Source organism: Sphingomonas sp. (assembly GCF_026460985.1).
In the GTDB taxonomy this organism is placed as follows: domain Bacteria; phylum Pseudomonadota; class Alphaproteobacteria; order Sphingomonadales; family Sphingomonadaceae; genus Sphingomonas.
In genome coordinates this window covers 38,350-62,826 of the sequence record NZ_JAPKNM010000006.1, presented here as the reverse complement: position 1 = coordinate 62,826, position 24,477 = coordinate 38,350, and the positions used below count along the sequence as shown (strand labels likewise).

Here is a 24,477-nt window from a genome sequence, read left to right as displayed (position 1 = left end):
TCTAACCTCCGGGGCAGCATGTCCGATCAGGCGATTCAATCGATCCTCATCGTCGGCGGGGGTACCGCCGGATGGATCAGCGCGGCCGTACTGTCGCGCTTCCTCGATCCCGCGCGCTGCACGATCACGCTGATCGAGTCCGAGGAGATCGGTACCATCGGCGTCGGCGAGGCGACGGTGCCGCTGATGCAGCACCTGAACGGCCTGCTCGGGATCGACGAGCGCGAGTTCGTCAAGGCGACCCAGGGCTCCTTCAAGCTCGGCATCGAGTTCCGCGACTGGGGCACGATCGGCAACACCCATTTCCACGGCTTCGGCGACTATGGCGATGCGATCGAAGGCATCGCGCCGCACCATCACTGGCTCAAGCTGCGCGGGCAGGGCGACACGACGCCGATCGACGACTACAGCCTGCCTTACGCGATGGCGCGTCGCGGCCGCTTTGCCCCACCGTCGCCCGATCCGGCGAGCCAGCAGCATTTCTATCGCTACGCCTTCCATTTCGACGCGCTTCTCTACGCCCGCTTCCTGCGCAACTATGCCGAGAAGCGCGGCGTGCGCCGGATCGAGGGCAGGGTGGTCGACGCCCGGCTCGATGGCGAGAGCGGCCGGATCGCCGCGGTGGTCACGCAGGATGGGCAAAGCCACGCCGCCGACCTGTTCGTCGATTGTTCGGGGTTCCGTGGGCTGCTGATCGAGGAAGCGCTCGGCACCGGGTACGAGGACTGGCGCCACTGGCTGCCCTGCGACAGCGCCGTGGTCGCGCCGAGCACGCTCGCGGGGCCCCCGACGCCGCACACCGTTTCCACCGCGCGCGAGGCCGGCTGGCAATGGCGCATCCCGCTCCAGCACCGGATGGGCAACGGCTATGTCTATTCGTCGCGCTTCACCGACGATGCGCGCGCACGCGAGCTGTTCACCGCGAACGTCGAGGGCGAGCTCCTCGCCGATCCGCGCGTGCTGCGCTTCACCACGGGGCGGCGGCGGAAGTTCTGGAACGGCAATTGCGTCGCGATCGGGCTGGCGGGCGGCTTCATGGAGCCGCTCGAATCGACCAGCATCCAGCTCATCCAGACGGGGATCGCGCGGCTGATCGAGTATTTCCCCGACCGCAACTGGGATCCGCGCATCGCCGAGGAGTATAACCGCGTCACCACCAGCGAGTTCGAGCGGATCCGCGACTTCCTGATCCTCCATTACTGTCTCACCCGCCGTGACGACGCGCCGCTCTGGGATTATTGCCGCACGATGGAAGTGCCCGACACGTTGCGCCACAAGATCGAAATGTTCCGCGCCACCGGCCGCGTGCCTCTTCTCTCGGAGGAGAGCTATCAGGAGCCGAGCTGGGTCGCGATCTTCGCGGGCAACGGCTTCCTGCCCGATCGTTACGATCCCCTGGTCGATCGGCTCGATCCCGAGCGGCTCCGCGCCGGCCTCGCGCATCGCCGTCAGCAGCTCGTCCGCGCGGCCGAGGCGATGCCGCCGCACGAAATCTTCATCCGGCATTGCTGCCAGGCGGAGGCCGCATGAGCGCCGACGATCGCATCCGCTCGATCCTGATCGCCGGCGGCGGCACCGCGGGCTGGATGGCCGCCGCCGCGCTCTCCACTGCGTTCCGGCCGGACCAGTGCCGTATCGTGCTCGTCGAATCCGACGAGATCGGCACGATCGGCGTGGGCGAGGCGACGATCCCGCCGATCCAATTGTTCAACAAGATCCTCGGCGTCGACGAGCACGAGTTCGTCCGCGCGACCCAGGGCACGTTCAAGCTCGGCATCGAGTTCGTCGACTGGCTGCGTCCCGGCGAACGCTATTTCCATCCCTTCGGCCGCTATGGCGACGATTTCGGGCTCACGCCCTTCCACCAGCAATGGCTCCGCGCGCGCACATTGGGCAGCACCACGCCGCTCGACGCCTATTCGCTCACGCACCAGGCGGCGTATCGCGGCCGGTTCGAGATCGCGACGCCCCAGTCGCCGCCGGTCTTCTCGACCTTCTCCTACGCCTATCATTTCGACGCCTCGCTCTATGCCCGCTATCTCCGCGCCCGCGCCGAGGCGCGCGGCGTCGTGCGCGTCGAGGGCAAGATCGCCGAGGTGGTGCTCCGCCCCGAGGACGGGTTCGTCGATCGGCTCACCCTCGCCGACGGGCGGTCGATCGAGGCCGATCTGTTCATCGACTGCACCGGCTTTCGCGGGCTGATCACCGAGGCGCTCGACACCGGCTACGAGGCATGGACGCACTGGCTGCCCTGCGATCGCGCGATCGCGGTGCCCTGCGCGCGGGTCGAGGATCCGACGCCCTTCACGCGCTCGACCGCGCGCAAGGCGGGGTGGCAATGGCGCATCCCGCTCCAGCACCGTACCGGCAATGGCCATGTCTATTGCAGCGGCGCGATCTCGGACGACGAGGCGCATGCGATCCTGATGGCGAACCTCGACGGTGCGCCCGAGGCCGATCCGCGCCCGCTGCGCTTCACCACCGGCCGCCGCCGTCGCGCCTGGAACCGCAACTGCATCGCGCTCGGCCTCGCCTCCGGCTTCCTCGAGCCGCTCGAATCGACCAGCATCCACTTGATCCAGACCGGCATCTCCAAGCTCCTGTCCTGGTTCCCCGATCGCAACTTCGATCCGCTCCTCGCGGCCGAGTATAACCGGCTGGTCGATGCCGAGATGGAATCGATCCGCGACTTCCTCGTGCTCCATTACCAGGCCAACCAGCGCGACGAGCCGTTCTGGCGCCAGTGCGCGGCGATGCCGATCCCCGATACGCTCGCGGCCAAGATGGAGATGTTCCGCGCCAACGGCCGGCTGATCGAGCGCCAGTACGAGCTCTTCCATCCCCCCAGCTGGCTCGCGGTGCTGATGGGGCAGGGGGTCTGGCCCGCCGCGCACGATCCGCTCGCCGACACGGTCGCGCCGCAGGAGCTTGCCGCGATCCTCGGCGGCATGCGCCAGGTGATCGCACAGACCGCCGATCGCATGCCCACGCACCAGCAATATATCGACCGCTTCTGCAGCGCCGCTGCCGGGCAGCCGATCAAAGCCGCATCCGCAGGATAGGAGCCGAGACGATGAAGCTGCGCACCGCGATCTTCCCGCTGCTGCTGGCGAGCGCCGCGGTCCCGCTCACGGCGGCCGCGCTGCAGGACATCCATGCCGGGATCACCTCGACCAAGACGGCGAGCGCGGTCAGCGTCAGTGCCGACCCCGCGCTGTCGGACGGTCGGCTGGTGCTGCGGATCGCCGCGCAGAACCGCACGCGCGAGCCGGTCGCCTTCGGTCCCGCCTCGGTGCGGATCGCGACTGCCGCGGGCGAGACGATCGCGGTCCGTCCCCTGGCCGCGCTCATCCAGGACGTGCGCGCGGCGGCCGGAATGGGCGGCGCCGAGCCCACGGTTGCCGCCCAGCAGAGCGCCCCGGCGATGAACACCACCTTTTCGGGACAGAAGGACGTCAGCGGCTTCACCGGCGGCATGACCTCGGGCCCGGTCGCGCAGCCGACGGGCAAGCGTACGCGCAAGTCCGCCGATGTCGCGGCGGCCGAGCAGCAGATCGCCGCGCTCCAGGCCGGCATTCTCGCCGACACCAATATCGCCCCCGGCCAGGTCGCCGCGGGTCAGCTGGTCTCGGAGAAGATCAAGTTCCGCAACAAGCGCGAGCGCGGGCTGGTGGTCACGGTGATGGTCGCCGGCGAAACCCACAGCTTCACCTTCGACGCGCCCGCGGGGTAATTCATTAATCCTCCCTCGCCAGGGGGAGGTGGCATGCGCAGCATGACGGAGGGGGCGGAAGCACGACGGCCAATGTGTCGCTTACCTCCCCCTCCGTCGCCTTCGGCGACACCTCCCCCTGGCGGGGGAGGATTCGTGTATCTCAAGGCCAGGTCGCCAGCTTCACCTTGAGCACCTGCGGCAGGTCGGTGAAGTTCAGCCCGTAATCGGTCTGGTCGCCGTTCCACACCCGCTCGAACACCCATTTCCCGTTCTCGAAATGGCCTTCCTCGATGCGGTCGAACATCAGGTTGCGGTCCCCCGGGTTGGTCAGCGCGAACTCGACCCGCGCGTCGAAGCCGGTGAGTAGATACTCGTCCGGCCCCAGCCGCGCGATCGCTACGCCGCCCAGCGGCTCGGCATTGCCCTTGGCCGGGTCGAAGCCGAACTGCAGCCGGCCGAAGGTCACCGTCGCCTTGTGTGCGCCGAGATCGATCGTCTGGCTGTGCTTCGCCTCAGGGTCGGTCGGCTCGGCGACGCCCCAGACCTGGCCCTCGAAGGCGAGCCGCGCCCATTCGCGCTGCATCGGCCGGAACAGGCGATAGTTGCGCGCGAACAGGTCGATCGTCGCCTGGTCGAGCTTGGGCGCGCCCAGCGGGAAGTTGTAATAGCCGCTCGCGTCCATCCCGAACATCGACCAGCCGATCGCGCCGCGGCCGATCGTCGGGAAGAAATAGCGCGCATAGCCGCGGGCATTGCCCGTCTCGGGGACGAACAGCGGGTTGTCGGCGCGCGTATAGGCGTCGAGGAAGCCCAGATAGGCCTTGTGGTCGGGATTGTAGATGTCGGGGCCGACCAGGTCGAGATGCGGCGCTGCGGCCTTGTAGACGTCGATCACCGTGTGCGCCGGGCCGCCGCTGGCATAGGTATTGGGATCCTGCCAGCCGAACGGGCTGCCGGTCAGCGCCGCATTGGCGTACATCGGCAGCGGCTTGACCGCCTTTCCGGCCGCGGCGACCGCGTCGATATAGCTCGCGACGTACCAGCTGTGGAAGAACAGCTCGGCGTCGCGGCCATAGACTTGCGCCCAGCTTCCCGGCTTCTTCCCCGTCTGCTTCAGGAGCGCTGCGGGCACCGGTCCGGCGAACAGCCGGTCGGCCTCGGGCGAATGGTCGCGCGCGCTGCCATAGGTGCCGGGCTCGTTCTCCACCTGCATCATGATCACGGTGTTGCCGGGATCGCGCTCGCGCAGGTGCCGCATCAGCGCGACGAACGCCTTCTTGTCGGCCTCCAGCGTCGATTTGGCGAGCGGGGAGAAGGCATAATGGACCTTGCCCTCGCGCCCGATCATCCGCGGGAAGCGCTTGTTGTTCAACTTCACCCAGCGCGGTGCATAAGCGGTGCCGGTGTTCTTCCACGTCGCGAACCACAGCAGCACCAGCCGCACGTCATGCTCGCGCGCCTGCTCGAGCAGGGTGTCGACGAACGAGAAGTCGAACTTGCCTTCCTCGGGCTCGATCTGCTCCCAGGCGATCGGCACCTGCAGCGTGTTCGCCTTGAGCTGGTCGATCACCGGCCAGACCTTGGGCAAGGCGGCGGGATAGTTGCTCGAATTGTTGACCTGCGCGCCGAGCATCAGGAAGGGCGCGCCGTCGACCATCAGCGCATGCTTGCCGTCGCGCGAGACGATGCGCGGCACGTCCTGCGCCGCGGCAGGCACGGCGAGCAGCGCGGCGAGCGCCGCCATCAGACCCAGCACCTGCTTCATCGATCCCCCTCCCGTTATTCGGCCGCGTCCGCCGCGATCCGCCCGGGTGCTTCATCCTTGCGATAGCTGTAGGTTGCAAGGCTCGATCGCTTCATCTCGATCGAGAAGCCCGGCGCGGTCGGCGCGAGATAGGCGCCGTTCCGCACTTCGCAGGGGTGCACGAAATGCTCGTGGAGGTGGTCGACGAATTCGATCACGCGCCCCTCGGTGGTCCCTGCGAAGCAGAGATAGTCCGCCATGGCGAGGTGCTGGACATATTCGCACAGCCCGACGCCGCCGGCATGCGGGCACACCGGCAGCTCGTATTTGGCGGCCATCAGCAGTACCGCGAGCACTTCGTTGACGCCGCCCAGCCGGCACGCGTCGATCTGCACCACGTCGATCGCGCCGCGCATGATGAACTGCTTGAAGAGCACCCGGTTCTGGCACATCTCGCCGGTCGCGACGCGCATGGGGCGCACCGCCTCGCGGATCTGCCGATGCCCCTCGACGTCGTCGGGGCTCGTCGGCTCTTCGATGAACCACGGATCGGCGAAGGCGAGGGCGCCGAGATGCGCGATCGCCTCGCCGACTTCCCAGACCTGGTTCGCGTCGATCATCAGCTTGCGCGTCGGGCCGAGCGCCGCGCGCGCGATCCCGGCGCGGCGGACATCGTCCTCGACCGAGCGGCCGACCTTGAGCTTCACATGGTCGAAGCCTTCGGCCACCGCCTCGCGGCACAGCCGCTCCAGCTTGGCGTCCGAATAGCCGAGCCATCCCGCCGACGTGGTATAGGCCGGATAGCCCTTGGCGCGCAGCGTCGCCATGCGTTCGGCCTTGCCCGCGGCGCGCGCCTCGAGCAGCGCCAGGCCCTCCTCGGGGGTGATGCAATCGGTGATGTAGCGGAAGTCGATCAGCTTGATCAGCTCGGCCGGGCTCATCTCGCCGATCAGCTGCCACAACGGCTTGCCCGCGGCCTTGGCGAGCAGGTCCCAGACCGCGTTCACCACCGCGCCGGTGGCGAGATGGATCACGCCCTTCTCCGGCCCGATCCAGCGCAGCTGGCTGTCGCCGGTCACGTGCCGCCAGAAGCGCGCGCCGTCCTCGCGGATCCAGTCGAGGTCGAGCCCTTCCACCAAGGGGGCGAGCGCCTCGATCGCCGCGCAGACGATGTCGTTGCCGCGCCCGATCGTGAAGGTGAGGCCGTGCCCCTCGAGTGCCGGGTCGCTGGTCTCGAGGATGCAATAAGCGGCCGAATAATCGGGATCGGGATTCATCGCATCCGATCCGTCGAGCATCTGCGACGTCGGGAAGCGGACGTCGAGCACGCGCAATTTGCTGATCTTGGTCATCGTGTGGCGCCCGGCTCCTGGCGGGGGTGCCGATGCGTGTGCCGGCCTGTCGCGAGCGCCCTCTCAACCATCGATCCTGCTGCCCCTCTCACTCGCATGGCCCGGCGTGATATGTCCGAGCTATGGCATCGCATGTTTGCAGATGAGTAGCGTTTTCATAGGTGCGAATTGGCTGTGGCGCAAGTTTCCTGTTGTGATAAGAGCGCCGGCGAAGCGATTGGCGAGCAGATCCTTGCCAGAATCACGGAGAGAGAACCATGGCACGCCGGCACTGTTTCGCGCTCGACCTGGTGGATGATGCCGCGCTGATCGCTGAATATGAGGCACGGCACGCGCCCGGCGCCGCCTGGCCCGCGGTGCTCGCGCATCTGCGCGCCCAGGGCGTGGAGTCGATGGAGATCTGGCGGACCGGTGATCGCATGGTGATGATCGCCGAAGTGGCGGAAGATTATCCGCGCGCGGTGGAGGTCCCCCCTGAGACCGACGAATGGGAGAAGCTCATGTGGCGCTATCAGCGCGCGCTCCCGCATGCGGCCCCGGGAGAGAAATGGGTCCCGATGCAGCGCATCTTCGTGTTCGGGGACGGCGAATGATCGCGTTGCGGCGGCTCGCGGGCCGTGACCTGCAGCTACCCGAGCTCGGGTTCGGTACGGCGCCGCTCGGCAATCTGTTCCGCGCCATATCCGATGCCGATGCCGCCGCCACGATCGCCGCGGCGCTCGCCGCGGGCATGCGCTTCGCCGACACCGCGCCTTATTACGGCTTCGGCCTCGCCGAGAAGCGGCTCGGCGCCGGGCTGCGCGGCGAGCGCGCGATCGTGTCGACCAAGGTCGGGCGCCTGCTCGAACCCATCGACCCGGCGGCGCCGTTGCCGGAGGAACGCCACGGTTTCCGCTCGTCCGAGCCCTATGCCCCTGTCTACGACTATTCGCACGACGGCGTGCTCCGCTCGCACGAGGCCAGCCTGGCGCGCCTCGGCGTCGACCGTGTCGATATCCTGCTCGTCCACGATATCGGCCGGCTGACCCATGGCGCGCGCCATGCCGAGATGCTCGCGCAGCTCGTCGAGGGCGGTGGCCTGCGCGCGCTCGAGCGGCTGCGCGACGAGGGCGCGATCGCCGCGTTCGGGATCGGCGTCAACGAATGCGACGTGGCGCTCGAACTGCTCGATCGCGGCCCGCTCGACCTGATCCTCCTCGCCGGCCGCTATACGCTGCTCGAACAGGGCGCGCTCGATGCGCTGCTGCCGCGCTGCCGGGCCTTGGGCACCGGCGTGATCGTCGGCGGCCCCTATAATTCGGGGATATTGGCGGGGCAGGGCCCGCGCGCGGACGCGCATTACGATTACGGGGTCGTGCCCGCGCCGGTGCTGGACAAGGCGCGGCAGATCGCGGCGGTGTGCGCGCGGCATCAGGTCGCGCTCGGCGCGGCGGCGCTCCAGTTCGCGCTCGCGCATCCGGCGGTCGTCAGCGTCGTGCCCGGGCTCGCCGGCGCGGCCGAGGTCGCCGAGACCGCCGCACGCTATTCGGCGGTCATCCCCGCCGCACTTTGGGAAGAGCTCCGGCACGCGCGTCTGCTTCGCGCCGACGCGCCGGTACCGGGCGAAGACTGCAAATCGGAGATTCGAACGGCATGAGCAACAGGCTCGCAGGCAAGACGGCGCTGATCACCGGCGCCGCGCACGGTATCGGCCGCGCCACGGCGGAACTCTACCTCGCCGAGGGCGCGACGGTCTGGGCGGTCGATCGCGACGCGGAGGCGCTGGAGACGCTCGAGGGTTGCGTACCCCGCCGCGTCGACATCCTCGATCCCGATGCGATCGCAGCGCTCGTCGCCGAGGCGCCGCCGCTCGACATATTGTTCAACTGCGCCGGCATGGTCGCCGCGGGCACCATCCTCGACTGCAGCGAGGAGGACTGGAACGCCTCGTTCGACCTCAACGTCACCGCCATGTACCGCATGATCCGCGCGGCGCTCCCGCGCATGCTCGCCCATGGCGGCGGCTCGATCGTCAACATGGCATCGGTCGCGAGCTCGATCATCGGCGTGCCCAATCGCTTCGCCTATGGCGCGTCCAAGGCGGCGGTGATCGGACTCACCAAGGCGATCGCCTCCGATTTCGTCGCGCAGGGCATACGCTGCAACGCGATCTGCCCCGGCACCGTCGACACACCGGCGCTGCACCAGCGGCTGCGCGCCACCGGCGACTATGAGACCGCCCTGCGCGACTTCAACGCGCGCCAGCCCATGGGCCGGCTCGGCCGGGTCGAGGAGATCGCCGCGCTCGCCCTCTATCTCGGCGCGGACGAATCGGCCTTCACCACCGGCCAGATCCACATCATCGACGGCGGCTGGACGGTCTGAGCTAAGCCTTCTTGATCCTCCCCCGCCAGGGGGAGGTGGCATGCGAAGCATGACGGAGGGGGAGGAAGCACGACGGCTTGTGGGTCGCTTACCTCCCCCTCCGTCTCCTTCGGCGACACCTCCCCCTGGCGGGGGAGGATCAGAATCGGCGCAGCTTGGCCACGCCTAAACCCGGCTGTCGCCCTCGACGAGCTGCTCGGAGATCTGCGCGGCCGCCAGCCGCACCAGCTCGCCGGTCTCCTTGGGCGATACAGAGGGCTGCAGCTTCTTGAGATAGGGCACGGTGAGCGCCGCCGCGGCCATCCCGCCGCGCATCACCGGCGCGGAGATGTCGGTGACGCCCGCCACGAACTTGCTCGGCGTGAGCTCGACCTGGCGCTCGCGGATCTCGTCGGCATGCGCGCGGAACGTCGCCAGCTCCTCGTCGGACAGAGGCGGGTCGAGCAGGCTCTCCCAGCGCAGCCGCACGTCCTCGGGCTGGAAGGCGTAGAGCACGAGCCCCGACGCCGCCTGCACCAGCGGCCGCCGATAGCCGACGCGCACCGAGAAGCCGAGCTGCTCGCTCGATTCCATCCGCGCGACGACGACCATCTCGCCCTGGGTGTGCAGCGCGAGGTGGCACGACTGGCCGACGCTCGCCGCGAGCTGGCGCATCACCGGCAGCGCCGCCTCGATCAGGTTGCGCGTCCGCGGCTGCTGCATCCCCAGCGAGAACAGCCGGTCGGTGAGCCGATAGCCTTCGTTCGACGAATCCTGTTCGATATAGCCGCGGAACTCGAGCACCTGGACCATGCGGAACAGCTCGCCATGCGAGCGCTCGAGCCGGTTGACGATCGCGGTCAGCGTCATCGGCCGTGCTTCGGTCGCCAGCAGCTCGAGGATGTCGATCCCCTTTTCGAGCGCAGGGGCCCGGTAGCGCGAGTCGATCTCGCTCTTGTCTTCGGCCTTCTTCACGGCACCCCCTCATGGTGTTCCAGCCCGCACCGTGTATCTGTTGCCGGCCCCGGAATGAAGATGGGGCGCACAGAAGGCGCGGCGATACGATTGCATTCGTAGGTGAAGAATGTTTTTATATGCGCAAGCCCGAACACGGTGCCGCAAAGGAGAGTAAGCCGCATGGAAGCCCAGACTCCATTTGCCGCGACCGGCACCACGCCGCGTGGCGGCCATGTCGCCGCCGGGTTGCTCCCCATGGTGCTGATCGTGGCCCTGTTCTTCCTCTGGGGCGTCGCGAACAACCTCAACGACGTGCTGATCGCGCATTTCAAGAAGCTGTTCACGCTCAGCGACCTGCAGGCGGGGCTGGTCCAGTCGGCCTTCTACCTCGGCTATTTCTGCCTGGCGATCCCCGCCGCCTTGTTCATGCGCGCCAAGGGCTATCGCGCGGCGGTGCTGACCGGGCTCGGGCTCTACGGCCTCGGCGCCTTCCTGTTCTGGCCGGCCGCCGGCGCGCAGAGCTATCCCTTCTTCCTCGCGGCGCTGTTCGTGATCGCCGGCGGGCTCGCCTTTCTCGAGACCTCGGCCAATCCGCTGATCGCGCGCCTGGGGCCGGAGGAGACCGCGTCGCGGCGCCTCAACCTCGCCCAGGCCTTCAACCCGCTCGGCTCGATCGCCGGAGTTGCGCTGGGCAGCCAGTTCATCCTCTCGGGCGTGTCGCTCTCGCCCGAGCAGAAGGCGGCGATGGCGCCCGCGGCGCTCGACGCGTGGCGCGCGAGCGAGGCCGCCGCGGTGCAACTGCCCTATCTGCTGATCGGGCTGGTCGTGATCGGCTGGGCGGTCCTCATCCGCGTCGTGCGCTTCCCGCCGGTGGCGACCGAGAGCGACGTCGACGAAGGCGTCGGTGCGCTCGACGATTTCCGCGCGCTGCTCGCCAATCGCCGCCTGCTGTCGGGCGTGGCCGCGCAATTCTTCTATGTCGGCGCACAGGTCGGCATCTGGAGCTATCTGATCCGCTACGCCCAGGTCGCGGTACCCGGCACCGGCGAGCATCGCGCCGCCGCCTTCCTCACCGCCTCGCTGGTCCTGTTCATGGTGGGCCGTTTCGCCGGCGCCGCGCTGATGGGCCGGATCGCCGCCTTGCCGCTGCTCGCGAGCTTCGCGGGCATCGCCGCTTTGCTTTGCGTCGCCGCCACCGCGATCGGCGGCTATGCCGGCATCGGCGCGCTGATCGCGACGAGCTTCTTCATGTCGATCATGTACCCGACGATCTTCGCCGAATCGGTGGCGGGGCTGGGGCCGCGCACCAAGTCGGCGGCGGCGTTGCTGGTGATGGCGATCATCGGCGGCGCGGTGCTCACGGCGCTGATGGGCTATGTCTCCGACGTGAGCGGCTCGATCCTGTGGGCGATGCTCGTGCCCGCTGGCTGCTTCCTCGTCGTGCTGGGCTTCGCGCTGCGCGCGGGAGCGCGGGCTTGATCGACACGCACGTCCATGTCTGGCGGATCGGCGAGCATGGCTGCGTATGGCCCGGCGTCGATCTCCCGGAGATCTACCGCGATTTCGACCTGGTCGATTTCCGCGAGGCGGCGGGAGACGCGGTCGAGGGCGTGGTGCTCGTCCAGAGCCAGGAGAATGCCGCCGACACGAGCTGGCTGCTCGGCCTTGCCGATCCGCTGATTCGCGGCGTCGTCGGCTGGGCCGATCTGCAGGCGCCCGACTCGGAGCGGCAGGTCCGCGCGCTCGCGGGGCACGATCGCCTCAAGGGCCTGCGCCCGATGGTGCAGGATCGCGAAGCCGATTGGTACGACCGCGCCGACGATGCGGCGCTCGCCGCGATGGGGGAGGCGCGACTCGTCCTCGATGCGTTGGTGCGTCCCCGCCATCTCGAGTCGCTGGCACGCCTTGCCGCGCGTCACCCGGGCCTCACCGTGGTGATCGATCATGCCGCCAAGCCCGATTTCGGCGATCTCGCACCCTGGGAGCGCGCGATGCGCGCGATCGCGCGGCACACCAACGTCCATGCCAAATTCTCGGGTCTGCTCACCGAGCCCAATGCGGTGGTCGGCCATGTCTTCGGCACGCTTTGGGAAGCATTCGGCCCGGAGCGGCTGATCTGGGGGAGCGACTGGCCGGTGCTGACGCTTGCGGCGGGCTATCGCGAATGGTTGGCGATGGCGGAGGATCTGGTGCCGCCCGAGCATCATGATGCGGTGTTCGGCGCCAATGCGCGACGGGCGTACCGGCTGTAGAAGGACGGCCGGACGGCGGAAAAGGGAGTTAAACGCCGCCCGACCGCACCCCTTAGGGGGGAACCCTCCGGAGCCTAACCTTCATACTCCTGAATACGTGCTCCGAACAGTACGCAAAAACACCGTAATGGGACAATTGGGAGACAAAATTCCCTTCGTCGTCCCGCGCAGGCGGGATGACGGGTTTGAACGGAAGTCCCAACCCTAAGGCAACGGCGTGAGCCCCTCGGCGCGGACCGTCCATCCCCGCCGTGGAAAGCCGGGCGCCGCTCCCGCCGATCCGTCCCAGCCGCCGGCCATCATCCCGACGGCGAGCAGCAACGATCCGTTGGAGGGGAAATAGGTCTCGGCCGCGCGCGCATAGCCCGGTCCGTCCGGCCCGGTGCCTGCATTCGCCGCGGCAGGGCCTACCAATTGCCTCTCCGCCTCGAGATGGACGCGCGGCGTCATCCCGCTCACGCCCCAGCGGTTGTTGGGCAGGTCGCGGAACAGCCAGTCGACCGCCTTGTCCGGTTCGCCCAGCCGCGCCGCGGTCATCGCCGCCACCGGGAAGTCCCAACCCCAGGTCTGGCGCAGGTCCCAGTGCGACTCGGTCGCCTCCAGCGTGCGCCGCATCGCCGCCGAGTCGACTCGCCCGGGGATCAGCCCGAAGGCCATCAGGAACGAGGGGTGGTCGCGGTTCAGGCAGCGCGGCGGCGTCGCGTTGCGGCTGCATTCGGGCGAGGCGGCGATGCGCCAGAAGTCCGGCGCGCTCTCCACCGGCAGGACGAGCCCGTCGCGTTCGGGCAAGGGCGCGAGCCCGGCGATCACGCGATCCCATTCGGCATTGCGCACCAGCCCGCGACGTTCGCGCCAAAGCTGCGCGGTGCCGAGCGCCCAGCGATAATATTCGAGCTCGAATGCGGGGTTCACCGTGGTGAGCGGTGGGTGATTCTCCTGAACCGGGATGATCGGCGGCCCGAGCACGTAGCGACTGCCCTCCCGCCGTGGCCAGCTCGCGAGCAATTGCGCGGTCTGCTCGACCATCTCGCCATAGCGCGCCAGCACCGCGGGATCCCCGCCGCGCGCACGCCGGACCAGCTCGGCCAGATAGATCGGATGCGGCTGCTGCCACATGATGAAGGGATTGACCGTGCTCGGGCTGTTCCAGCCGTTCGGCCCGGTCATCTTGCTCCACCAGGCGCCCCGCACGCCGTGGCGCCGCGCCTGCGCCTGCGCCTGGGGCAGCATCTCCAGATACCAGCCGAGGCTGCGCTCGAGCAGCTCGGGCCGGCCCCAGCTCGCCCAATGCGCCGCGTGGAACAGCGTCATCTCCAGGTGGAACTTGCCGTTCCAGCTGTTCGAGAACAGCCCTTCCTCCTGCGGCGGGATCTCGCCCGCCTGGTTGATCGCGGCGAGATATTGCGAGAGCACCACGCGCCGCTCGAGCTCGGCCGCGCGCGGATCGGTGCTGCCGCTGAAGTCCACCGCGCCGCCACGGGTCCAATAGTCGTGCCAATGCCGCGCGACCACGCCGGCATCCTGCGCACCGGGCGGGCGCCTTTCGCGGTCGAAGCGCACCGTGACGTCCAGCCGCTCGCCCCCGCGACGCAGCGCGCGAAAGCCGTGCGGCCCGGTGCGCGTCACAATGCCGTCGAGCGCAAGGATCGCCGAGTAGTAGCGCGTCGCATCGAGGCTGCGTTCCGCCACCAACCGGTCCGGGCGCCGCTCCAGCACGCGGGTGCGGTGCACGTCGTCGCGCGTCCAGTCGGACGGGTCGGGGTTGAGCTTCGCCGAGACCCCCGGATAGCGCACATCGACGCCGATCCGGCCCGAGGCGACCAGCGGCGAGCGGATCGACACCATCACCATGTCGCGCGTCGGATGCACCCGGGTCTCGACCGTCACCGGCGCGCGATCGAACACGAAGCTGCTCGTCAGCGATCCCGACCAGAGATCGAGGTGCTGCCGCGTCGCGCTCAGGTCGGAGAAATGCGCCTGCGTCCCGTCGCGTCGGATCAACGCCAGGCTCACCCGGCCGAGCGAGAAGCGGTGCGGATTCTCGCGCAGCCATTGCAGCGCGGGGCGCTTGTCGAGCTCGGACCAGTCGCGGATCCAGGGGAAGGGCTGCTCGCCGCGGCCGGGGACGGGGACCATCACCAGCCCGTCGCGCTCGGTATAGCCGTTGGGGTTGGGAAAGCTGTGCCACGCCCATTGCGCCATGGTGAGCAGCGGCGCGATCGGCGAATATTGCTCGGGAAAGGTCTGCAGCCCGGTGATGTCCGCGGTGAAGCCGAGATTGCCGTTGCCGAGCATCAGCGGCGCATGCGGGTCGATGCGGGTGAGGGTGACATTGTGGCGCGTCACCAGCGCGTGCCGGTCGATCGGCTGGGCGGGGGCGGGGGAGGTCGCGGCCAGACAAAAAACCGTCATCCCCGCGAAAGCGGGGACCCATCTCCTGGGCGAGCAGCGGAATGCGCCGGTGCGATTGTGGATAGTCCGGGAGATGGGCCCCCGCTTTCGCGGGGGTGACGGAATAGGAGCGGGCGCGTCCACCAACCCTAGCCGCGCACCATCCGCGGCGGCTGCGTCACCGGGTCCTTGTGCCCCGGCATCTTCGGATAGTCGGGCCAGTCGAGCCCGGTCACCAGCTCGGCGATCTTCACCGGCTTGCCCGTCTCGAAGCAGCGATTGGCCGCCACCCCGACCAGGATCGACGCCGCGCCGCCGCGTTCGTCCGCCGCGCGCAGCAGCGGGTCCTTCGGCGCATTCGGATCGAAGATGTCGGCGAGCATCACCGCGTCGCCGCCGCCATGCCCGCCCGTGCCGGTCGCGGGGACCACGTCGCGCGGATTGCCGCGCATCGGCACGATCCGCGTCTTGATCCGGTCCTCGTCGCTATGGCCGCTCGCGCCCGCGACGCCGGCCTGCTCGATCACGCTGTGCTCGAGCCGTCCCTTCGTCCCGTTGAAGGCGATGTGATAGCCTTCCCACGCGTTGAACGCGTTGAGGCTGTAGCTGAGCGTCGTGCCGCCGGCATAGCCGACCACGACGTTCATCGTGTCCTCGATGTCGATCGTCGGCCGCCAGACGCACTGGTCGCGGAAATAGCCGTCATATTTCTCGTTATCGAGGTAGAGCGCCTTGAGCCCCGGATCGGCGGCGAGGTCGAAGAAGAAGCTGCACTTGGCCTTCTCCGGGCAGGTCCGGCAGCGCTGGTGCGGGCCATCGAGGCCGAAGCGGCGCGCCATCTCGGGGGTGTAGAATTCGCGCTTGCCGGTCGCGGCGACGCTCACCGGCAGGTCCGAGAGCCACCAGTTGACCAGGTCGAAATGGTGCGTCGCCTTGTGCACCATCAGCCCGCCCGAAATGGCCTTGTTCGAGTGCCAGCGGCGGAAATAGTCGGCGCCGTGGACGGTGTTGAGCAGCCATTGGAAGTCGACAGACAGCACGTCGCCGATCTCGCCCGCCATCAGTAGCTCCTTCACCTGGCTGCGGAAGGGCGAGTAGCGATAGTTGAAGGTGACGCGGATATGCCGCCCGCTGCGCCGACAAGCATCCAGGATGCGCTGCGCTTTGGCGGCGGTGGTCGTCATCGGCTTCTCGGTGATGACGTCGCAGCCGGCGTCGAGCGCGCGGACGACATAGTCGTCGTGAAAGGCGTCGGGGGTGGTGACGATCACGGCGTCGGGCTTCAGCTCGCGCAGCATCTTGTCGAAATCCGCGGCGAGGAAGGGCTTGGGCGGCTTGACGCCCGCCTGGATCGCGCGCTGGGCGACATGATCGAGCCGGCCGGGATTGGTGTCGCAGGCGGCGATCAGCGCGCCATGCGCCTTGTGCGGCCCCCAGAGCGCGTCCTGGAACATGCGGTTGCGGCTGCCGACGCCGACTGAGACGTAGCGCTTGCGCGTGTCGACCGTTGCATTGGCGTCGAGCGCAGCCGCGAGCGCGGTACCCGCCGCCAGCCCGCCGAGAACGTCACGCCGCCGGACGGCGGTCCCTTCCGTACGATCCATGCTCCATCCTCTCCTGGCCGGGCTTTGTGCCCGAGCTTTTCTCTTCGAACGTCAGCCGCGCGCCGTCTCCACCAGCGCGTCGCGGCTGATCTGGTCGACGCTGGTGCACCCGGTCAGCGCCATCGCGACGCGCATCTCGGCCTCGACCAGCTTGAGCATGTGGCTGACCCCGGCTTCGCCCTGCGCCGCGAGCGCATAGGCCCAGGCGCGGCCGAGCAGCACGCCCTTGGCGCCGAGCGCAAGCATCCGCACCACGTCGAGCCCCGATCGTACCCCGCCATCGGCGAGTACGGTCAGCCGGTCCCCCACCGCGTCGGCGATCGCGGGGAGGGCGTGCGCGGTCGAGGGCACGCCGTCGAGCTGGCGCCCGCCATGGTTGGAGACGACGATCCCGTCCGCGCCCAGCTCGGCGGCGGAGCGCGCGTCCTCGGCGTCGAGGATGCCCTTGATGATCAGCGGTCCGCGCCAGCGCTCGCGGATGAAGTCGAGGTCGCGCCAGCTCACGCTCGGATCGAAATTGTTGCGCATCCAGGCGAAGAAGTCCTCGAGCCCGGTATTCTTGCCGAGCACCGGCGCGACATTGCCCAATTGGTGCGGGCGGCCGTGCACGCCCACGTCCCATGCCCAGCCCGGACGCTTCATCGCCTGCCATGTGCGGCGCAGCCCGCCGGCCATGCCGCTCGCGCCGGCGAGGCCCGAGCGATAGTCGCGGTAGCGAGAACCCGGCACCGGCATGTCGACGGTGAACACCAGCGCATTGCACCCCGCCGCGGTCGCCTGGTCGAGCAGTTCGCGCATGAAGCCGCGATCGCGGATCATGTAGAGCTGGAACCAGAAGGGCACGCTCGTGCCGCGTGCGACTTCTCCGAGCGGACAGGCGGAGACGGTGGAAAGGCAGAAGGGCACGCCCGCCTTCTCCGCCGCGCGCGCCGCCTGCACCTCGCCGCGCCGCGCGTTCATCCCCGCCAGCCCGATCGGCGCCAGCGCCACCGGCATCTTCAGCTCCTGCCCGAACAGCCGGGTCGAGAGGTCGAGCGCCGAGACGTCGCGCAGGATGCGCTGGCGCAGCGCGATCGCCGCGAGATCCTCGACATTCCGGCGAAGCGTCACTTCGGCGTACGAGCCGCCGTCGATATATTCGAACAGGAAATGCGGCAGCCGCCGGCGAGCGAGCTCGCGATAGTCAAGGGTGGAAGCTGCTCGTCTCATCGCGTGATATGCCATGCCATAAAATGGAACCGATAGTCGAGCAAGCTTCGGCGCTCGCGCCTCCCGCCGCAACCCCTCGGCCATGGCCGCCCTCGACAGGTTCGGGTGCGAACGCAACCCGGACCGCGCGACTCCGGATGTTACGCGAACACTGTGCCATTTTTATCGCAGCTGACGAGTTTCGTTCTTGTTGCAATGCAGCAATGTAATCAAGCTACTGAGAATCAGTAGATATCGCCAATAGAATTGAAATGTCCAAGTTGGCTGCGCACCGGTTGACAACGTGAGACAAGTTGGTAGCGTTAACATCGGGCGGCAACCACGCCGACCCATATAAAAAACCATGCGGTGCGTGTGAGCGCGCTGACGAGGAGGGGATAGATGACTAGGATTCGGCTAACGCCGGCGCTCGCGCGCTCGGCTTCCGCTCTCGCTATCACGGCGTGCCTGATGATGCCCGGCCTGGCGCTGGCACAGGAAGTCGCGCAGGCGGAGCAAACCCAGGCGGAGGACCCCGGCGAGGATATCGTCGTCACCGGCATCCGCGCCTCGCTCGATCGCGCGATCGACATCAAGCGCAACTCGAGCGGCGTCGTCGATGCGATCTCGGCCGAGGACATCGGCAAGTTCCCCGACACCAACCTGGCCGAATCGCTCCAGCGCATCCCCGGCGTCTCGATCAACCGCGTCAACGGCGAAGGATCGGAAGTCACCGCGCGCGGCTTCGGCGGCGCGTTCAACCTCGTCACCCTCAACGGCCGCACGCTTCCCGCGGCGAACGTCGTCGCGGTGGGCGGCGACCAGAGCGTCGACTTCGGCCGCGCGACCAGCCGCTCGTTCGACTTCTCCAACCTCGCCTCCGAAGGCGTGAGCCGGCTCGAGGTCTACAAGACCGGCCGCGCGGCGATTCCCTCGGGCGGCATCGGCGCCTCGATCAACGTCGTCACCCGCAAGCCGCTCGACGGCAGCGAGAGCGGCTTCCGCGGCAGCGTCGGCGCCAAGGCGTCGATCGACACCAGCGTCGATCGCGGCGACAAGGTGACGCCCGAAGTCTCGGGCCTGGTCAGCTGGTCGAACGAGATCGACACGGTCGGCGTCTCGCTGTTCGGCTCCTACCAGAAGCGCGACAGCGCCGCCGCCAGCGCGACCTCGAACGCATGGAACATCATGCGGGGCAGCACCTTCCTCGCGCCCGGCACCTATGTCCGCACCGACGGGACCACCCAGGTCACCAACGCGCCCGGCGCGAACGACCTGATCGCCGTGCCCAACGACAGCCGCTACCACTTCTCCGAATCGGAGCGCGAGCGCATCAACTTCTCGGGCGTGCTGCAATTCCGCCCGTTCGACGGGCTGACCATCACCGGCGACGCCTTGTGGGTGCAGAACAAGAGCAACGAGGCGCGCACCGACCAGACCAACTGGTTCAACCGTCCGTTCAACCAGGTCCGCTTCGACGGCAATGACGTCGTCTCGACGACCGAGTTCCTCCAGGAGAACATCGCCGGGGTGAAGGACACCGGCTTCGAACAGCAATATCGCGCGACCAAGGACAAGCTCGAATCCTACGGCCTCAACGCGATCTGGGATCTCACCGACACCTTCTCGGTCAAGCTCGACGGCCACATCTCGACCGCGCGAAGCGATCCCGATGCGCCCAACGGCACCAGCGCGACTCTGGTCAGCCTCGGCGCGCCGGTCATCGCGGCGCATTCGGTCGACTTCAGCAGCGGCTTCCCGGTCCAGTCGATCACGATCAACGATGCGCTCCGCGGCAACAACAACGGCGTGCTCGATGTCGGCGATCTGGGCAGCCAGGTCGCGCGCACCAACGCGTCGGCGCAGCGCCAGCGCATCAAGGAAGCCCGCCTCGAATTCGGCTGGGATGCCGGCGGCGGCAGCCGCTTCGACTTCGGCGGCAACTATATCGATTCGTCGATGACCAGCACGCGCACCCAGACCCAGCAGACGCTCGGCGACTGGGGCATCACCTATCCGGGCGACATCGCCCTGCTGGCGCCGGGCCTGGTCGAGCAGTTCTGCCTCACCTGCAAGTTCGATCACTTCGATCCGGGTTCGACCGGCGCGTCGCTGATCGCCTTCCGCGGCAACGCCGTCGATCTCTACAACGCGCTCTCGCCGGCCTTCGCGGCGGACCAGAACCCGTTGGTGGCGGGCGTGCAGACGCCGGTGCGGCCGGTCAGCGTCACCGGCAACGACTATGACAATGTCCGCGAGAAGACCTGGGCGATCTTCGGCCAGGTGACGTGGAACGGCGAGATCGCCGGCATGAAGACCAACATGGTCGCCGGCGTGCGCTACGAGAAGACCGACGTCACGTCGCTCGCGTTGCAGGCGCTGCCGACGGGGATCGTGTGGGTCTCGGACAACGACTTCACGCGCAGCTTCTCGGCTACCGTGCAGCCGGTGACGGGCTCGGGCAGCTACGACAATCTGCTGCCCGCGTTCGACTTCTCGATCGAGCCGTTCGAGAATTTCAAGGCGCGCGGCTCGTTCAGCCGCACGCTCGCCCGGCCCGAATATGGCAATCTGTTCGCGTCGACCACCGCAGGCGCTCCGGGCCGCCCGACCGCGCTCGGCGGCGAGGCGACCGGCTCGACCGGCAACCCCGGGCTGCTGCCGCTCATCTCGGACAATTTCGACGTCTCGCTCGAATGGTATTTCGCGCCGTCGAGCTACGTGTCGGCGGGCTATTTCGAGAAGCGCGTCCGCAACTTCGTCGGCAGCGGCCAGAGCCGCCAGAACCTGTTCGGGTTGCGTGACCCGAGCTCGGGGGCGGCGGGCAGCCGCTCGGGAACCGCGCGCACGGCGCTCACGGGCATCAACGCCAATCTGAGCGACGTGAACCTGTTCACGATGACTGCGCTGATCATCCAGAACAACGGCAATGTCGGCGCCGCGACCACCCAGTTCCAGGCGAACCAGGGGCCGAGCGGAGACCTCAACCAGGGCTTCGTCGACTCGGTGCTCGCCGCGGTCGACATCACCGCCGATGCCAATGATCCGCTGTTCAACTTCGTGGTGACCTCGCCGATCAACAATCGCGAGGCCAAGATCCACGGGTTCGAGCTCGCCGGCTCCTACTTCCTGGGGAATACCGGCTTCGGCATCGCGGGCTCGTACACGATCGTGCGCGGCGACGTGCAGATCGATCCGGGCGCCGATCCCAGCATCGATCAGTTCGCGCTGCTCGGGTTGAGCGACAGCTTCAACATCACGGCGATCTACGACAAGGGCGGGATCTCCGCGCGCGTCGCCTATAACTGGCGCGACAAATATCTGTCGGCGACCAACCGTGACGGCTCGAACCGCAACCCGGTGTTCGTCGCGCCGTTCGGCACGCTCGACGTCAATGTCAGCTGGGACGTCACCGACAATATCGCGCTGTCGTTCGAAGGCATCAACCTGACCGGCGAGCCGGTACGGACCTATGGCCGCACCGAGACCAACCTGTACTTCGCGCAGGAGCTCAAGCCGCGTTACCTGCTGGGTGCGCGCTTCCGCTTCTGACGGTCCGGCCGATTGGGATAGGAGGGGGAAGGGCCGCTGTTCGCAGCGGCCCTTTTCCTGCCCGGCGGTTGAGTGCTCGGGCGCTTTGTTTCATATCCGGCCCGCGTGGCCCGGAGCTTTCCAGATGACCAGGACGGTACAGCTCAACAATGTCGATCACCACGATCTGCGGGTGATCACGCGCCACGCCGCCGAATTTGGCGACGCGGTCAACCAGGTGCTGATCTTCCCGACCGAGTTCGAGGAGATCCAGCGCGAATATCCGATCTTCTTCACGTTCGACGCGAGCGGCGATCTCCAGGCGGTGGCGCTGCTGGGGCTCGATCGCGACGAGAATCTCTTTCTCGACGATATGGGCTGGCAGGCGCGCTACGTGCCCGCGGCGCAGCAGCGCGGCCCGTTCGTGATCGGCATGGGCGAGGAGGGCGGCGAGCCGATGATCCATGTCGATCCCGAGCACGCCCGCGTCCGCCGCGGCGCGGGCGAAGGCCAGCCCCTGTTCCTGCCGCATGGCGGCAACGCGCCCTATCTCGAGCATGTCGCGGGGGTGCTGCGGACGATCTATACCGGGCTCGACCTGATCCGGCCGATGTTCGAGGCGTTCGAGGATGCCGGGCTGATCGAGCCCGTGGCGGTGCAGGTCCAGCTCAGCGACACCGAGCAATATGACCTGCCCGATTACAGCACCATCTCCGCCGAGCGGCTGGGCGCGCTGGACGGCGCGGCGCTCGAGCGGCTGCACCGGTCGGGCTTCCTCTACGCCGCGTTCCTCGTCGTGGCTTCGACCGCCAATGTGAACCGGCTGATCGAGCGAAAGCTCGCGCTGGCCGCCGCCGGGTGACCGCCCTGCGCGCGACGAAGGAGATCGGCGGGATCGCCCCCGACGCGATTCCCTATGCCGCGCTGCTCGAGGCGCAGGAGCCGGCGATCCTCAAGGGCGTGGCCCGCCATTGGCCGCTCGTGCAGCGCGGGCTCGAAGGCGCCGAGGCGGCGATCGCCTATCTGGCGGGCTTCGACGGGGGCGCGCGCATCACGGGCTTCACCGGCGCGCCCGGGATCGGCGGCCGCTTCGCTTATGCCGACGATCTGACCGGCCTAAACTTCGCCAGCGAGCGCGTGCTCCTGGCCGCGTTCCTCGATCGGATCCGCGCGCATCTGGACGACGCGGCGCCGCCGTCCTTCTATGTCGGCTCGACCGATCTCGACGCCTATCTGCCCGGCCTGCGCGCCGGGAACGATCTGGTGCTGAACGATCCGATGTTCGCGGCAAATCCGCCGCTGGCGAGCATCTGGATTGGCAATCGCACCACCGCCGCGGCGCATTACGACATGTCGAACAACCTGGCCTGCTGCATGGTCGGGCGGCGGCGGTTCACGCTCTTCCCGCCCGAACAGGTCGCCAATCTCTATCCCGGCCCGCTCGAGCCCACGCCGGGCGGGCAGGTGGTGACGATGGTCGATTTCCGCGCGCCCGATTTCGATCGCTTCCCGCGCTTCCGCGAGGCGCTCGACGCCGCGCAGGTCGCCGAGCTCGAGCCCGGCGACGTGCTCTTCTATCCGGCTCTCTGGTGGCACCAGGTCGATGCGCTCGACCCGTTCAACGCCATGATCAACTATTGGTGGAACACCTCGCCGGCCTTCATGGACACGCCGCAGAACACGCTTCTCCATGCCCTGCTCAGCCTGCGCGACCGGCCCGAGGCGGAGAAGCGCGGGTGGCGGGCGCTGTTCGATTATTATGTCTTCGGGCCCGCGGATCGTGCCGGCGCGCATCTCCCCGAACATGCCAGCGGCGCGCTCGGCCCGCTCGACGAAATGAAGGCGCGCCGCTTGCGGGCGCAGCTGCTCAACAGGTTGAATCGATGAGCGAACAGATCGTGAAGCGCGTCGTCATTGCCGGCGGCGGCACCGCCGGCTGGGTCGCGGCGGCGGCCCTGGTCAAGCAGCTCGGGCCGCTGATCGACATCACATTGGTCGAGTCCGACGAGATCGGGACGGTGGGGGTAGGGGAATCGACCATCCCCACCTCGCGTAGCTTCCATGAGCTCCTCGGCATCAACGAGCCGGCGTTCATGCGCGCCACCCAGGCGACCTTCAAACTGGGGATCGCCTTCGAGAATTGGGGCCAGATCGGCGACCGCTACATCCACAGCTTCGGCGAGATCGGCAAGCGCTCGACCTGGATGGCCGATTTCCACCATTTCTGGCTGGAGGCGCAGGCGCAGGGCTTCGGCGGCAGCCTCGCCGATTATTGCTTCGAGCTCCAGGCGTCCGCGGCTGGCAAATTCGCCAAGGCCGACGGCCTCGCCATCAACTACGCCTATCACTTGGATGCGACGCTCTACGCCCGTTTCCTGCGCGGGCTGGCCGAGCCCGCGGGCGTGCGCCGGGTCGAGGGCAAGATCGCGCAGGTCGAGCAGCATCCGGAAACCGGGTTCATCGAAGCGCTGGTGCTCGAATCGGGCGTGCGCGTGGAAGGGGATCTGTTCCTCGACTGCACCGGGTTTCGTGCCCTGCTGATAGAGCAGACTCTTCATAGCGGATATGAGGATTGGTCGCGATATCTTCCGACCAACAGCGCTTTCGCCGTGCAGACGCGCTCGACGGGGCCCGCGATCCCGCTGACCCGCGCGATCGCGCACGAAGCCGGGTGGCGCTGGCGGATTCCGCTCCAGCATCGGGTCGGCAACGGCATCGTCTTTTGCAGCGACTTCATGTCGGATGAGGATGCTCGTACGAAGCTTCTCAACGACATAGAGGGCGATGCTCTGATCGAACCTCGGCTGATCCGCTACCAGACCGGCGCTCGGCGGAAAGTGTGGAACAAGAACTGCGTCGCGCTGGGTCTCGCCAGCGGCTTCATCGAGCCGCTCGAGTCGACGAGCATCCATCTCGTCAAGGTGGCGGTGACGCGGTTGGTCCAGCTCTTCCCCTTCGGCGGCTGCGACGAGGCGGTCGCCAACCGCTTCAACGCCCAGTCCCGCCACGAGCTCGAAGGCATTCGCGACTTCATCACGCTGCATTACCATCTCACCCGGCGCGACGATTCACCCTTCTGGGATCGCTGCCGGACGATGGAGATCCCGGACAGCCTCGCCGAGCGCATGGCGTTGTTCCGCGACGCCGCGCACGCCTATCAGGAGGGCAACGATCTGTTCCGGGTGGATAGCTGGGTGCAGGTGCTGCTCGGCCAGGGGCTCGCGCCGGCGAGCTATCATCGGCTGGCCCGGATGATGGACCCGGGCGAACTCCGGGGCGCTCTGGCGGCGCTCAAGTCGAACATCCAGGCCGCGGTCGCGCGGATGCCGTCGCACCAGGAGTTCCTGGCGCAATACTGCCCCGCCGGCGACGCCTGACGCCGCCGCCAGCGGGGAAGGGA

Annotated in this window: 18 protein-coding genes; 12 read left to right on the top strand and 6 right to left on the bottom strand. The window is 68.0% G+C overall.

Going from position 1 to position 24,477, the window contains the following annotated elements:
- The first annotated feature begins 18 nt into the window (after nt 1-18).
- Genes MT490_RS02200 through MT490_RS02190 form a run of 3 tightly spaced genes read left to right on the top strand, consistent with a single transcriptional unit; the run spans nt 19 to nt 3,733 of the window.
- Nucleotides 19-1,530: a tryptophan halogenase family protein gene (locus MT490_RS02200; RefSeq protein ID WP_297383872.1), complete on the top strand. Its 1,512-nt coding sequence runs from the start codon at nt 19-21 to the stop codon at nt 1,528-1,530.
- Complete coding sequence (locus MT490_RS02195; protein WP_297383871.1) at nt 1,527-3,062, top strand: tryptophan halogenase family protein; 1,536 nt, start codon at nt 1,527-1,529, stop codon at nt 3,060-3,062. The genes MT490_RS02200 and MT490_RS02195 overlap by 4 nt, the downstream gene beginning before the upstream one ends.
- 11 nt (nt 3,063-3,073) lie before the next feature.
- Nucleotides 3,074-3,733: a hypothetical protein gene (locus MT490_RS02190; RefSeq protein ID WP_297383870.1), complete on the top strand. Its 660-nt coding sequence runs from the start codon at nt 3,074-3,076 to the stop codon at nt 3,731-3,733.
- Between the two features lie 142 nt (nt 3,734-3,875).
- On the opposite strand, the gene MT490_RS02185 is transcribed toward MT490_RS02190, so the two are convergent.
- Together MT490_RS02185 and MT490_RS02180 are read right to left on the bottom strand one after the other, a co-directional pair.
- The gene (locus MT490_RS02185) at nt 3,876-5,480 is read right to left on the bottom strand and encodes a DUF5597 domain-containing protein (RefSeq protein ID WP_297383868.1); all 1,605 of its coding nucleotides are present in this window, start codon (nt 5,478-5,480) and stop codon (nt 3,876-3,878) included.
- A 14-nt stretch (nt 5,481-5,494) separates the two neighbouring features.
- Nucleotides 5,495-6,811 (bottom strand): L-fuconate dehydratase, encoded by a 1,317-nt coding sequence (locus MT490_RS02180; RefSeq protein ID WP_297383866.1) that lies wholly within the window; start codon nt 6,809-6,811, stop codon nt 5,495-5,497.
- Between the two features lie 257 nt (nt 6,812-7,068).
- Here MT490_RS02180 and MT490_RS02175 point away from each other — a divergent pair, with 257 nt between their 5' ends.
- Genes MT490_RS02175 through MT490_RS02165 form a run of 3 tightly spaced genes read left to right on the top strand, consistent with a single transcriptional unit; the run spans nt 7,069 to nt 9,175 of the window.
- Nucleotides 7,069-7,404, top strand: coding sequence for an L-rhamnose mutarotase (locus MT490_RS02175; RefSeq protein WP_297383864.1), 336 nt, complete (start codon nt 7,069-7,071; stop codon nt 7,402-7,404).
- Complete coding sequence (locus MT490_RS02170; RefSeq protein ID WP_297383862.1) at nt 7,401-8,447, top strand: aldo/keto reductase; 1,047 nt, start codon at nt 7,401-7,403, stop codon at nt 8,445-8,447. Before MT490_RS02175 ends, MT490_RS02170 begins: the two co-directional genes overlap by 4 nt.
- Nucleotides 8,444-9,175 carry an SDR family oxidoreductase gene (locus MT490_RS02165; protein ID WP_297383860.1) on the top strand — a complete coding sequence of 244 codons (732 nt, stop codon included), beginning with the start codon at nt 8,444-8,446 and terminating at the stop codon, nt 9,173-9,175. Before MT490_RS02170 ends, MT490_RS02165 begins: the two co-directional genes overlap by 4 nt.
- Nucleotides 9,176-9,340: 165 nt before the next feature.
- Here MT490_RS02165 and MT490_RS02160 read toward each other — a convergent pair whose 3' ends face one another.
- Complete coding sequence (locus tag MT490_RS02160) at nt 9,341-10,129, bottom strand: IclR family transcriptional regulator (protein ID WP_297383859.1); 789 nt, start codon at nt 10,127-10,129, stop codon at nt 9,341-9,343.
- Nucleotides 10,130-10,366: 237 nt separating this feature from the next.
- On the opposite strand from MT490_RS02160, the gene fucP reads away from it, so the two are divergent.
- Together fucP and MT490_RS02150 are read left to right on the top strand one after the other, a co-directional pair.
- A complete protein-coding gene (gene fucP, locus MT490_RS02155; protein ID WP_297383899.1) occupies nt 10,367-11,590 on the top strand; it encodes an L-fucose:H+ symporter permease in 1,224 nt (407 codons plus the stop codon).
- The gene (locus MT490_RS02150; RefSeq protein WP_297383857.1) at nt 11,587-12,363 is read left to right on the top strand and encodes an amidohydrolase family protein; all 777 of its coding nucleotides are present in this window, start codon (nt 11,587-11,589) and stop codon (nt 12,361-12,363) included. The genes fucP and MT490_RS02150 overlap by 4 nt, the downstream gene beginning before the upstream one ends.
- Before the next feature lie 204 nt (nt 12,364-12,567).
- Here MT490_RS02150 and MT490_RS02145 read toward each other — a convergent pair whose 3' ends face one another.
- The 3 genes from MT490_RS02145 to lldD form a co-directional block, all read right to left on the bottom strand.
- Nucleotides 12,568-14,775 (bottom strand): hypothetical protein, encoded by a 2,208-nt coding sequence (locus MT490_RS02145; RefSeq protein WP_297383856.1) that lies wholly within the window; start codon nt 14,773-14,775, stop codon nt 12,568-12,570.
- A 128-nt stretch (nt 14,776-14,903) separates the two neighbouring features.
- Nucleotides 14,904-16,358, bottom strand: a complete 1,455-nt coding sequence (locus MT490_RS02140) for a Gfo/Idh/MocA family oxidoreductase (protein ID WP_297383854.1) — start codon at nt 16,356-16,358, stop codon at nt 14,904-14,906.
- Nucleotides 16,359-16,409: 51 nt separating this feature from the next.
- Nucleotides 16,410-17,567: an FMN-dependent L-lactate dehydrogenase LldD gene (lldD, locus tag MT490_RS02135; protein WP_297383853.1), complete on the bottom strand. Its 1,158-nt coding sequence runs from the start codon at nt 17,565-17,567 to the stop codon at nt 16,410-16,412.
- A gap of 381 nt (nt 17,568-17,948) precedes the next feature.
- Here lldD and MT490_RS02130 point away from each other — a divergent pair, with 381 nt between their 5' ends.
- The 4 genes from MT490_RS02130 (at nt 17,949) to MT490_RS02115 (ending at nt 24,454) form a co-directional block, all read left to right on the top strand.
- Nucleotides 17,949-21,098: a TonB-dependent receptor gene (locus MT490_RS02130; protein ID WP_297383851.1), complete on the top strand. Its 3,150-nt coding sequence runs from the start codon at nt 17,949-17,951 to the stop codon at nt 21,096-21,098.
- Nucleotides 21,099-21,222: 124 nt separating this feature from the next.
- A complete protein-coding gene (locus MT490_RS02125; protein WP_297383849.1) occupies nt 21,223-21,939 on the top strand; it encodes a SapC family protein in 717 nt (238 codons plus the stop codon).
- Between the two features lie 5 nt (nt 21,940-21,944).
- A complete protein-coding gene (locus MT490_RS02120) occupies nt 21,945-22,964 on the top strand; it encodes a cupin-like domain-containing protein (RefSeq protein ID WP_297383897.1) in 1,020 nt (339 codons plus the stop codon).
- Nucleotides 22,961-24,454 (top strand): tryptophan halogenase family protein, encoded by a 1,494-nt coding sequence (locus tag MT490_RS02115; RefSeq protein ID WP_297383847.1) that lies wholly within the window; start codon nt 22,961-22,963, stop codon nt 24,452-24,454. The genes MT490_RS02120 and MT490_RS02115 overlap by 4 nt, the downstream gene beginning before the upstream one ends.
- Nucleotides 24,455-24,477: the final 23 nt, after the last annotated feature.